The organism is Crateriforma conspicua, from assembly GCF_007752935.1.
GTDB classification, from domain to species: domain Bacteria; phylum Planctomycetota; class Planctomycetia; order Pirellulales; family Pirellulaceae; genus Crateriforma; species Crateriforma conspicua.
Genome location: NZ_CP036319.1, coordinates 1047720 through 1060088, shown reverse-complemented (window position 1 = coordinate 1060088; position 12369 = coordinate 1047720). Strand labels below are relative to the sequence as shown.

The following is a 12369-nucleotide window of genomic DNA, read 5'->3' as shown; positions in this document are numbered from 1 at the left end:
GACCATCAGACACTTTCAATTCTACGGGGGATCCGCCGGCCGGGCAAAAGTGATTCCGTCGTCGGTGCGATCGCGCGGGCAAGAACCGCCGGGAAACGCCGCCGCGTGGTTTTGCTAAACGCCGCCGCAGGCCGCAGGGCCCGAACCTTTGCACTGACGCCGGCGGCTCAACAGGCCAAAAACACCTGTTCCGACCGCCAACGCCAACAGGCCCGCCGTCGTTGCGCCGCCCATCTGCACCAGACGTCGGCCGACCAGTCGCGATTCCAGCTGCCCGCGTATCAAATCGCGTGCTTCATTGCCAAACGTCAGCAAAACAGCCGCCTCGAAACGTTCATCACCATCACCACGTTGAACCACACCTTCGTACCGCTTGTGGATCAACAAGTCTTCGACCTGTGACGGCTGCAGACGAATCGATTCCGATCCCGGCATGTCAGCAAACGTCTGCTCGGCGTACATCTGAATCGTCGTTTGGACCATCACATCCAGGGACTGACGGGCGATTTCGGCGGATTCTGCGGGCACCGAAACCACCGGCCAAATATCCACGCCGTTCATGTGCGTCGGTGCGTCGGCCAACCACTCGGGACGATCATTTGGATAGCTGATGAATTCCGACGGCGGCACAGACAATTCGCTGACCTCCGGCCGCGCTGCATCTTCGCTGCTCACACCGTCTTCGATGCGTTCATCATCGTCGGCATCGCCACCGCCCGCATGCTGGGCCACGTCAACGCCGGCCTCCGGTGCAATTGAGTGTTCCGTCCCTGAATCCGTCTCGACGACTTCCGCCGCCACGGATTCACCCTCGGCGTCCTGATTTGCCGGCTTCCTATCCGGTGACACCGCCAACGCGGGTGCGACGCAAAAACAAATCGCCAGCACCGCCGCGGTCAGCGTGGATTGCCGCACAAGCGTGGCCCAAAATCCGTTCTTGTCTGGGCAACGATCCGAATCACAAACACAGCAATCGCATCGACGCTGATCAAAGTTTCGTTCGCAATACTTCATCAGACCATTCCCTCCGAAGCGGTAGCGGCTTCATGACGATTCGGCCCGACGCCGCGACGTCCCGCATTCATCACGTCTTTGTCTTTTGCCAACGCGGGATTCACCCACGGGGCCGACATTTGGACGGCGATCGCAATACCACCAGCCAGCATCATTCCGGACGGCTGTGGGATCGGCAAAACCTGGTGGATCAACCATTCACCGACAACGGCAACGGCGACCGACCACAACGACAATCGGCGTTTTCGAAGCGGGTCGACCATCTTCCACCATCGCAGCCCCGCCAACAGCAGTGCGAAGTGGGCCACAAATGCGGCACCGTAGGGAACACCGTTGTCCGCATAAAACGCTTGCGGCAGATCGGTCGAATCGATCTCTCGCGCAAGCCCCGCATCGACCGGCAACAACAGGTATTGGCTGATGGCAAAGGTCGCAAGGCCGATGCCGGCGCCCAAACCAGCCAGTGCAATCCGGCGACGCAGGCTTTCGCCTTCTTCACGTTCCCACAGTTTGCCCAGCAGCAACAGCGGCAGCGTCGCGATCATGCCGATCGCGGCCAACAAGCCGTAGGGTGCCAATTCCGCCGGCCCGACCGGCCCGCGGCGAAGCCCGATCACCCCGGCGGCGACGGCCAGGAACAAACAGGTCAAAATCGCCGCGATGGACGATGTGCACAGTTCCGCGACGCGTGTCACGGTGTGCTTGGCCCGCAATCCGTTACGCATTTGTCGTCGCCACGCATCACGAGTGATCGGATGATGGGGGACGGCATGCGAGTCGGCGATCCTTTGTGCTTGAGCATACGTCGGCTGTTGTCGCACGTGCAGAACAATGTTCCGCACGACGTAGTAGGGCACATAGATGAAGCCCAACACCCACAACATCGGCACCAACCAGTGCGTGTTGAAGACCAAGGTGATGATGCCGATGATTACCAGCGCTGTCTTGGCGCCAGGTGATCGTTCCAGACCATCCCACCAACCACCGAGCTGACGGAACCCGTGACGTACGGCCCGGGCGATCGGCTCTTCCTGCATCGTCGGATTCGGCTCATGGACCGGACCTACGGGTGAAACCGCACGACCGACAAAAATCTCCGGTGCGTCCGCCTGTTTCCCAACCGGCTGACCGTTCTTCGCTCGAGGCGTCCTGGCGGCGTCGCCGGTAACCGTTGCCGTGTAAACAGGGTCCACACCGACCGGCGGCGACGATGACAATTGACCGACCGCCGGCAACGCAGTGGTCAAACCCAGCGGTTGCAGCAATTCGGCGATCGATGACGGACGACGCGCCGGGTCTTTTTGCAACGCGCGGTCAATGACTTCGCGATAAGGCGATGAAACGGACGACAGATCCGGCAACGCGGTCAAATGCTTGACGATGATCTCGTGACAGCTTTCGCCGTCAAACGGAACCCGACCGGTCAACAGTTCGAACAGAATCACGCCCAAGGCGTAGATGTCGATCTCTCGGCCGTATTCACCACGACCGATTTCCGGGGCCATGTAGTGGAATGTTCCGACCGATTCGGTATGCCCGCCGCGATGCGAAGCACTGATGAATTTGCTCAGGCCATAATCACCGACCTTCACAACGCCCATATCGTCGAACAGGTTGCCCGGCTTCAAGTCCCGGTGGACCAGCCCCGCGCTGTGCAGATGATCCACACCGGCGCACATTTCGCGAAACCAACGACGGGCTTCCCCTTCGGGTAATCCGTTGGGGTTTTCGTCCAGGATCTGACGCAGGTTTTTGCCCGCGACGTACTCCATCACCACCCAAGCGCCGTCGTTTTCGTCGCGGCAAATGTCGTACAGCGCGACCAGATTGGCGTGCTTCAGATTCAAACACTGCGACACGCCACGCAATTCGACATCCAGGTTTCGCTGGATTCGTTTCAGCGCGACTTCTTTCCCCGCTTCGCTGACGGCGAAATAGACTTCGCCGAAACCACCGACGCCCAATCCACGACGGATGGTGTATCGGGGCAGCGGGGTGGATCCGGGTTCGTACAAAAAACGCATGTTTGCTTGGTTGTCGCCGGCCGGCGGCAACGCGGCGTCACGCGACGCATTGGCCCCGACAGGCGTGGGCGTGGTTTCGGCCAAGCGATTCCGGTCGATAGCCATCGGAGACCGGGCCAACGGATCCGACGATTCCTGATCCGAGGCAGAGGCCTGACCGGCCTTCGATCGGGCTTCCTCGGTGCTTGTTTTGATTGTATCGATCACCGCAGACATGATTGGACACGAGCCAGACGGGTTCGGATTGGAACGACGATTTTTGGGGCAAAGCAGTTTCATGGCATCCTCCTGGGCACCGCGACAGGCGGATGGGGGCGCCCAAAACGGCACGAAAAATATCGTGCGGGCGAAAAACGGTCCTGGTGATCGTCGCTCATGTCGGCACCGTTTATCCCTTCACCAAAGTCAAAGAAATCTCATCAACCTCGACACGTTGACCGGGCACCAATTCCAGCATCGGACGCCCGGGCCCGACCATGACCCAGGTTTGATTCCGCTGTGTCAGCGTCCAGCGTCGCTGAAGCAATTCACAGCGAACATGACAGCCGACGCCGGGACCGATCAGCACCGTGTCGCTGACCAAAATCACGCCGTCGACGTGATCGGCAAATCGATGCGGCGGTCGCAACGTCAACAACGCCGAACCGCTTAATGGGCTGGGCGTCGTTAACCACAACGATGCCGACCCTGGCAACGGAACCGGTTGCTGCGAATCGATCAGCGTTTTGTCGCCCTCGCGGGGCACCCAAAAGTAATCCTGGCCGCTGCGATCCAGACGACCGGCCATGCGAGGCAAATCCGCGCCGACCCGAATGTCGGCGGCCCGGCGACCACTGAGGTCCATGCCGCCGATGGTCCAGCGGGATCCCGGCAACAAAACGAACCCGCCACATCCGTCGATCCAAAGCTGAGCTTGGTCGACCGCGGCGGGCGACGCATCGGATGATGGCGGTTCCGACGAACGGGTCATTTCATCGTTCTCAGTGGGGACGGCGGTGGTCATTGAGTCCGACTTCCAGACATGGCAGGATCGACAAAAAAACTCGAGTCGCGTCACCGGCGCGACGGCGAATCGCCGTTGTCGATCGTTCACTCAGTATGGACGGCGACGGTGGGCGATGGCACATGAGCCGGCAATTTTCACCGACACAAAAAAAGGGCATCCGGCGGCACCAAGTCCGCCAGACGCCCACGGCTGAAGCCGGGTGATCAGTCCAGTTGGATCGAAACCAGCTTTTCTTCTTCGACCGACGGGTCGTCGTTCAGGATCGAGCTGACCAAAGCATCCAAATCCGCTTCGGTCGGTTGGTCCAGATCGATTTCGCCGAAGTATTCGACGTCCACTGCCAACGTTTCTTCTTGAACGTCAATGCGAGTGGCGATTTCGTCCAACAAGTCGCGGGTCTGGGCCAGACGACTGTCGTCCAAGTTCAACTGGCTGTTGGTTTGGGCGACACGCAGGGCAGACATCCGGGCCTGTAGGTTTTCCACTTCGACTTCCAATTGACGGCGGGCATTCAGCATGGCGTCCATTTGTTGCTGAGCCGCTTGCAACGATGCTTCGCGTGCGGAAAGCATTTGGCGCAGCTTGTCCGCGGTCGCTTGGCGGGTTTGGTGTCGCTTGGCACGGTTGGTCAAATCCGCTTTGACTTGAGCGGACGTGTAAGTCCGGCCGCCGTACGCATAGACGACACTGTCTTGTTGCAGGTCATCGTGCAGACGTGCGATGTCGCTCTTGGACTTCGCCAGCCGTGACTCGGTATCGTCCAACTGCTTGGCCAGCCGCGCGGTTTCCACCTTTTCACGGGCGATCCGATGGGCGTTGGCTTCGATTTCCGGCTGCAGATCGTGGATCATTTGCCGGGCTCGCTTCAGTTCCCATTCCAGCGGCATGGCGTCGCTGGCTGCGGTGCTGACGCTGTTGAAGCCACACTTGGCATAGCTCCAGAACGGGACACCGATGGAAAGACTGGACAGCAGGGCCAACGCCCCGCCGGCGATCAACATTTTTTTCAGCATGGCGTTTTTCCCTTGAGTGATGGTTTGCCTTGGGGTCCAAGAAGGCGTTCTTGCCCTCATACAGGCAATCATTCGCGGGCCCCGACGGCTTCTTGGCGGATCGGTGGGGAAAATTTTTCGGTCCTGCGGATTTTTTTGTGTCACCTCCGCGTCCAACCTTCCGCTTGGCTCACTGGACAGCCGCCCTGCGAATCAGCTACTTCCGGGGTCGGCCCGCCGAGACGCCAAGCGACCGATCGGCCGGCTGAATCACCGCACGCCCACAAAGGGCCCTTTTGCAAGGCTGCCACCGTCCAGAACTGCGAAAGTCACAGCGTTGGCAAAGTCCGATCGACCGGCGGACCGATAAAACCAGTGGATCGCTGATTTCCCCGGCGGCTTCCTGACCACCCCAAAGGCGAACTGCCGGGGAGTGGGACCAAAATGGGGACAGCGACCCGCGGCGTGGCGTCGATGCCCGCCTCGTTGGCATTTTGCAACGATCCTGTGGCCGAATTGCCGCAATGGCAGCGACCACTGAAATCACGACTTTTTACGTAAACCACCTTGAATCAAGTACTTACAACGGAATCGACGGCCTCCAGCTGATACGGCACAGCGATTGCGGTGAACCTAGATCCGAAAAACAGGTCTTGGCAGACAACCGCATAGATCCACAATGACCTTGCCGGTCCATTGGTCTGCCCAAGCTGGCCCGATCGACGATCGCAAGGAAGCTAGAACGCATAAGGAGCGAACCTATGACCGCCTCCAATCCCCACGGAAACAACGGCACCACCGCAGCCGCCCAGACGACGGAACATGTTTCCGCCGAAAACCTGGGCCAGTGGGGCGAACTCCGTGCTTCGATGCTGACCGTCGACGCGACCGAGTTGTCGCAATGGATCGACGATGATCTGTCGCAAATGGAAGCGGAACTGATTCGCTTTTCGTCGCCGAAATCGCGCGATGGAAAGACCAGCCGTCGCTAAGCAAATTGACCGAAAAATTCGCGGCGTGGCTCAGGTCACGTCGCCTCGGATGCAGGCAGCCATGTCCACGGCAGTGGATCGGCTGCCTATTTTTTTGGCACCCCGACTCGGACGACGGTGATCGGACACGTCGCCCGACTGAATCGCATGCCGCTTTTCACTCGTCGCCTTCCGCTTATTCCCATCAGGCAGACTCGTCCCGGTCGGGCAAAATGGATGGACCGTATCGGACGGCCGATGGGGACCGCGCCGCAAAGCGGTCAAATCGTTAGACTGGCGGTTTGTCCAGGGATGTCTCGCTTGCCGCGACCGATCGATCGCTTCGTCGGCCCGCTGTCGCCCGCGATCGCCGTTTCCGGTGATCACCGGTTCCCGTGATCTTTCGTTCGGTTCAATAGTCGGAACCAGCCATGGCCAAAGGGCTGTTCACCCAAGGGATGTGCGTGCTTTTGCGGGCACCGATGCCCAAAGTCGAAATTCAACGCCGCCTGTCGATGTTCGAACTGGTCGGACGCCAGGAATCCATCGACGATGATGCGGCGCCGGAAACACTGGTGCTGCAGTTTCGCCCCGAGGTCCAAGGGCATTTGATGGTCACGCCGTCCTCGGCACGTTGGCCCGATGACATGGGCGAACCAGATGAAAATCCCGAAGCCTTCGTCGCCTGGTCACTGGGCCAATATGGACCGCTGACCTATCCAGGTTGCCTGGACCGGGCCGTCCACGACCCCACGTTGACGCCCGGTTTGCGTCGCGATGTCAACGATCACGCCGCCCATATTCGATTGCTGATCAGTTACGTGGTGGGGGCCGATGAAGATTCGGACAACGACGATTTGCCGGAGATGCCTGAGGGGTATGACGCCGAGGCCGAGTTGGCGGCGATGACACGGGCCGTGACGGCACTGTTGGAATCACCGCTGGCGATCGCTTACTTCAACCCGGGCGGTGAAATCATCTTGGACGCCGACACGATGCGTCGCGGACTAAACGAAGCCTGGACCCGCGACGAACCGGCGATCGACATGTGGGTCCAATCACGTTGTTTGGTCGAACACAACGGGACGTCGGCCGAAGGTTGGGAAGTGATCGACACCGTGGGACAGGGGCAATTGGATTTGCCCGATTTGGAAGCCGTCTTTTTCGGCAAGCTGTATGCACGCGACGAGGTCGTCGATTTCCTGCGTGGCATCACCCACGAATTGCTTGATCCGCACGTCGGGATCGATTCCTTCATGGAAGGCCAGATCCGCAAGGGCCCCGGCGGGATCCAGTGGCACTGCATTGCCTGCGGCGATTCGCTGAATTCGCCTCCACGACCGACCCTGCGGTGGTTCGCCGACGACGGCCTAGAAATCCCCGCCCCGGCGTTGGCGGATGCCGACGACGACAGCGACGAAGACGGGCCGTCGCTGCATGATTGGTCGGATGATTTCGAGGAACTGGACCTGGAATCGGACGACGAAGAATGGGACGAACCGTTCTAATCCGGCGACCGACCGTTCCGCGAATGGCCGGCCCAAGATGATCGTCAACACTTAGCCACCTTTGGTCAGCGGCGTGGATCTCGTATCCTTTGGCCGCCATGAACACACTATTTGATCTATCCAATGACGTGGCCGTTGTTGTCGGCGGCACGGGCGAACTGGGCGGCCACATGGCCCAGGCGTTGGCATCGGCGGGTGCAAAAGTCGCCGTTGTCGGTCGCAACGAACAGCGGGGTCAAAACCGCGTCGATGCGATCACCGGTGACGGCGGTACGGCGAAATTCTTCGCGGCCGACGGATTGGTCACCGAATCGCTGGAATCGGCCCGCGACGCGATCACCGCTTGGGCGGGCGTTCCGACGGTTTTGGTCAACGCGGCCGGCGGCAATCACCCCGACGCCACGATCCCGCCGGGCGGCGATTTTTGCAAACTTCCCGGGGAAGCCTGGCAAAAGGTTTTCGATTTGAACCTGGTCGGCGGGGCCCTGCTGCCCAGCCAAGTCTTCGCACCCGCGATGATCCAAGCCGGCGTGGGCAGCATCATCAACATCGCGTCGATGTCGGGCATCATCCCGCTGTCTCGTGTGGTCGCCTACAGCGCGGCCAAGGCGGCGGTGATCAACCTGACGCTATGGCTGGCCCGCGAATGGGCCACGACCGGCGTGCGGGTCAATGCGATCAGCCCGGGATTCTTTCCAGCCGAACAAAACAAAAAACTGTTGTTCAACGACGACGGCACCTACACCGAACGTGGCGGGCAAATCATCGGCCATACGCCGATGGAACGCTTCGGCAAGCCCGAGGAACTGGCCGGTGCGGCAATCTGGTTGGCCAGCCGACAAGCGTCCTCGTTCGTCACCGGACAAAACATCGCCGTCGACGGTGGGTTCGCCTCGGTCACGATCTGATCCGGCCGCGGATTCCCCACGCTACATCCCCAATTCCCCCCATCGTTTCCCCGCGAAGAGAAGACAACTGACATGAGCGCGCTAGACGTATTGCCCGCAGGTTCCGATTTGGACTTTTGTGCTCTTGGTGCTCTGGTGCATCGTTTGGATCCCGGCGTGATCCCGTTCCGGACGGCCAACCATTTTGATGTCCATGTCAGCGGTGGTGAATACAACTGTGCCGCCAACCTTGCCAGTTGTTTCGGGCTGAAGACCGGCGTCGCCACGGCCATGGTCGACAACGGCATCGGCGAACTGATCCAGCGTCAAGTCCGTGCGATGGGCGTTCGTCCGTTCTACAAACACTTCCAACACGACGGCGTGCGTGGCCCCAACATGGCGACCGTGTACAGCGACCGCGGCCAAGGCGTTCGGCCACCGGTCGTGTTCTACAACCGCGCCAATGAGGCGGGTGCGATGTTGAAGCCGGGCGACTTTGATTGGAAATCGATCTTCGCCGGCGGATGCCGCTGGTTCCACAGTGGCGGGATCTTCGCAGCGCTTTCGGAAACGACTAGCGAATTGGTCGTCGAAGCAATGAAGGCCGCGGGCGAAGCGGGCGCGATCCGATCGTTCGATTTGAATTACCGGGCCAAGCTGTGGGACACCATCGGTGGGCTGGAACAGGGCCAGAAGATGATCGCCCAGATCGCACAGAACGTGGACTGCTTGATCGGCAACGAAGAAGACCTGCAGAAAGGTTTGGGCATCCAGGGCCCGGACGTGGAAGAGAAGAAAGCCGCCAAGCTGGACCCCAAAAACTTCTTTGCCATGATCGGCAGAGCAGTTGAAAAATTCCCCAACATCAAGCTGGTCGCCACCACACTGCGTGAAGTCCACAGCACCAATCGACACAGTTGGTCGGCCGTGCTGTGGTACGACGGCAAAGAATACGTCGCACCGACGGCCGAACTGGACGTCATCGACCGCATCGGTGGCGGCGACGGATTTGCATCGGGTTTGATCTACAGCCTGTTGGACGGCCGCGATCCGCAGGAAGCCTTGCGAATCGGATGGGCACACGGCGCCCTGTTGACGACGTTCCCCGGCGACGTGTCACGGGCCACCTTGTCGGAGGTCGAAGCGTTCGCCAAAGGCGGCTCGGCTCGGGTGCAACGCTAAGTAACCAACGGTTGACACGCCTTCGATTACGGCGTCAAGCATTGCCGCAGCGCTGCGGCAATCTTGGCGTTGTCGAAATGCGGATCCTGGGTGGCCTTGGCGTATTCGGCCAAGGCATCGGCCAAACGACGCACCACGACGTCCGAATCCCCGCGTCCGTAGAAGTTCAATAATTCGTCGGGATCGGCTTGGTTGTCAAACAACCATGGCCGGTCATTGACCGACAGAATCAGTTTGTAACGTGGGTCAACGGCCGCAACCCAGCCGGCCTTGACACCTGCGTTTCGCAAGAACGTGACCGGCGGATCGTCGTCACTTGCATTGCCGGAACTCGCAAAAACGCCGCTCAGGTCTCGTCCGGCAAACGTCGCGTCACAAGACACACCGGTCATGCCGACCACGGTCGGCGTCAAGTCGACGGTCCCCATCGGCTGGTCAACGACCACACCGGCCGGCACGGCGGCGGGATACCGAATCAGCATCGGGACCCGAGCCGACCCTTCGTACGGATTGCCTTTGTTCAATCGGTCGTGTTCAAAACACAGGTCACCATGATCGCTGGTCATCAGCACGATCGTGTTGTCCAGTTTTCCGCTCGACTGCAACAGGTCCAACATTCGCCCGATGTTGTCGTCGATGCACTGGACCATGCCAAAGTACTGGGCCATCAGGTCGCCCTGAAACTTGGGATGTTTTTTGGCGCTGCCCAACCAGTTTGGCGTGGGCAAATCATCGCGACCGTAAGTCCGTGGCGGCAAAAATCGCATCGATTCAAACCGCGTGTCATATGGCTTACGGACGGTGTTGGGGCCGTGCGGATCGGGATAACTGACCACGGCCAAGAACGGTTGGTCGCCACTGTCACGGATAAAATCCATGGTCCGGTCGGTCAGAAAATCCGTCGTGAAGGTCTGGTCATCTGCATCGGCGACCGAATAACTGGGGTCCCCCCGTTTGTCCCGCGCGGCGACTTCGGGGCCGTCATCGGTGACCTGCAATTTCTTCCAGTGTCCACGGTTGAACATGAATTCGCTGTACTGGAAACCGCCGTCAATCTTTGGGGCCCACCCCGGTTTCGAATCGCCGCCCAAATGCCACTTTCCGACAAAAGCGGTTCGATATCCGGCATCACCCAACACGGTGGCCAACGTGGGTATGTCTTGCCGCAATTCCAAATCATTGGCCGGCACGCCGGTTGTATGCGGATACAGCCCGGTGATCATCGCGGCGCGACTGGGCGAACACACCGGCGACGTTGCAAAGGCCCGCGTGCAAATGCCACCTTCGTCGGCCAAACGATCCAGGTGAGGCGTCGGCACGATCGCGCCGGGCCCCCACATCTCCGCCTGCTCGGCGGGCATCAGGTCGCGATAGCACCCAAGGGTTCGAAAGTTATGCTCGTCCGTGATGATCACCAGGACGTTGGGAGAAGCCGCGCCGGCCGACTGGCTAAGGACAATTACTGCCCCAACCAAGGCGACCAAACGCGAGTGAAGCAAACGGGTGCATCGGCACAGGACCATGATTGTCTACCGGTGAATCAAGAATGAAACGCGACGACGACCCAGCGGGGCGATGCGCGAAAGCGTCTATGATAGTCATCGCCGATGGCCCCGATGTCGCCATTGCCTCCATTCGGTGGCTGGCAAACCGATCCTGAACGCGGTGAATACACTGGGCGATCCACGCTATCGATTGACGCCCCGCCTTTGACAATGCCCTCGTCCATGCCGTCTTTGATCACGCCGAAAGCCGCCGCCGCGAACGAAACGATGTCTCATGAGTACGTGCTGGGCATCGACGTCGGTGGCACCGATGTCAAAGTGGGCTTGTTTGATTACGAAGGACAAATCGTCGCAAGTGACCGCACGCCGACACCATCGTTGGGGACGCCGATCGCGGTGTTCGAACATGCATTGCGGTTCGGCAACAACGCCTTGGGGGCGGAAAAAACGGCCACATCGAAAGATCACTGCCAAATCACTGCGGTCGGGTTGGCGGTGCCCGGTGTCTTGGACCAGGCGACCTGTCAACTGAAGGAAGTCGTCAATTTACCCGGTTGGCTGAACGTCCCGTTGCTGGATCAGATGCAAGCCCAAACGGGACTTCCCTGTGCCGTACTGAACGACGCGAACGCGGCGGCCTTAGCCGAGCACGCGATGCGAAATCTGGGGCACCAGTCACTAGGGTTGGTCACCCTGGGAACCGGCATCGGATGTGGATTGGTGCTGGGTGGACGACCGCACGGCGGGGACCACGGATGCGCGGGCGAACTAGGCCACATCGCCATCGACTTTGGCGATGCGGCGTGGCCTTGTACCTGCGGCAGCCGCGGGCATCTGGAAACCTATGCCGGTGCCGCTGGCGTGCAGCGACGCCTGAAAGACCGGATCGCCGATGGTGTGGCGGCGAACGAGCCCGCTGACATCACGCCTCGCGAAATCGCCCGACGCGCCGAAGCGGGTGACCCGGATTGCATCGCGACGATCCGGGAAACCGCCGCTTATGTCGGCAGAGCCATCGGCATGCTTTGCCAAAACGTCGACCCGGCCGTCGTCCTGTTGGGCGGTGCGATGACCTTTGGCGGTCCCGATCGCCCGACCGGTCGCAAGTTCTTGGACGACGTCATTGCCGAAGTCCGCGCGACGACGCTGGTGCAAGTCGGCACTCAAGTGACGATCGACTTTGCCAGCCTAAAGAACAATGCCGGAATGATCGGCGCCGCAAAGTTCGCCAGTCTTGCCGCACAAATCGACCACGACGCGCATCATTAAATAGACACAGC

Annotated in this window: 10 protein-coding genes; 5 read left to right on the top strand and 5 right to left on the bottom strand. The window is 60.1% G+C overall.

Features of this window, described 5'->3' with window-relative positions:
- Positions 1 to 114: 114 nt before the first annotated feature.
- The 4 genes from Mal65_RS03830 to Mal65_RS03815 all read right to left on the bottom strand — a co-directional run bounded on the left by Mal65_RS03830 (position 115) and on the right by Mal65_RS03815 (position 5057).
- A complete protein-coding gene (locus tag Mal65_RS03830) occupies positions 115 to 1014 on the bottom strand; it encodes a hypothetical protein (protein WP_145293806.1) in 900 nt (299 codons plus the stop codon).
- Positions 1014 to 3143 (bottom strand): serine/threonine-protein kinase, encoded by a 2130-nt coding sequence (locus Mal65_RS03825; RefSeq protein WP_165701047.1) that lies wholly within the window; start codon positions 3141 to 3143, stop codon positions 1014 to 1016. The genes Mal65_RS03830 and Mal65_RS03825 overlap by 1 nt, the downstream gene beginning before the upstream one ends.
- 283 nt (positions 3144 to 3426) lie before the next feature.
- Complete coding sequence (locus tag Mal65_RS03820) at positions 3427 to 4008, bottom strand: hypothetical protein (RefSeq protein WP_165701046.1); 582 nt, start codon at positions 4006 to 4008, stop codon at positions 3427 to 3429.
- A 239-nt stretch (positions 4009 to 4247) separates the two neighbouring features.
- Positions 4248 to 5057 (bottom strand): hypothetical protein, encoded by an 810-nt coding sequence (locus Mal65_RS03815; protein WP_145293800.1) that lies wholly within the window; start codon positions 5055 to 5057, stop codon positions 4248 to 4250.
- A gap of 740 nt (positions 5058 to 5797) precedes the next feature.
- Here Mal65_RS03815 and Mal65_RS03810 point away from each other — a divergent pair.
- From Mal65_RS03810 to Mal65_RS03795, 4 genes are all read left to right on the top strand, one after another.
- The gene (locus Mal65_RS03810) at positions 5798 to 6028 is read left to right on the top strand and encodes a hypothetical protein (RefSeq protein WP_145293798.1); all 231 of its coding nucleotides are present in this window, start codon (positions 5798 to 5800) and stop codon (positions 6026 to 6028) included.
- A 410-nt stretch (positions 6029 to 6438) separates the two neighbouring features.
- Entirely contained in the window at positions 6439 to 7515 is a 1077-nt protein-coding gene (locus tag Mal65_RS03805) for a hypothetical protein (protein ID WP_174820128.1), read from the top strand.
- Positions 7516 to 7613: 98 nt separating this feature from the next.
- Positions 7614 to 8423: an SDR family oxidoreductase gene (locus Mal65_RS03800; protein WP_145293796.1), complete on the top strand. Its 810-nt coding sequence runs from the start codon at positions 7614 to 7616 to the stop codon at positions 8421 to 8423.
- Positions 8424 to 8495: 72 nt separating this feature from the next.
- Positions 8496 to 9584: a sugar kinase gene (locus Mal65_RS03795; RefSeq protein ID WP_145293794.1), complete on the top strand. Its 1089-nt coding sequence runs from the start codon at positions 8496 to 8498 to the stop codon at positions 9582 to 9584.
- A 26-nt stretch (positions 9585 to 9610) separates the two neighbouring features.
- Here the strand turns inward: Mal65_RS03795 and Mal65_RS03790 are convergent, their stop codons facing one another.
- Positions 9611 to 11107 (bottom strand): sulfatase family protein, encoded by a 1497-nt coding sequence (locus tag Mal65_RS03790; protein ID WP_196784543.1) that lies wholly within the window; start codon positions 11105 to 11107, stop codon positions 9611 to 9613.
- Positions 11108 to 11311: 204 nt separating this feature from the next.
- Here Mal65_RS03790 and Mal65_RS03785 point away from each other — a divergent pair, with 204 nt between their 5' ends.
- Positions 11312 to 12358 (top strand): ROK family protein, encoded by a 1047-nt coding sequence (locus tag Mal65_RS03785; RefSeq protein WP_196784542.1) that lies wholly within the window; start codon positions 11312 to 11314, stop codon positions 12356 to 12358.
- The last annotated feature ends 11 nt before the right edge of the window (positions 12359 to 12369 follow it).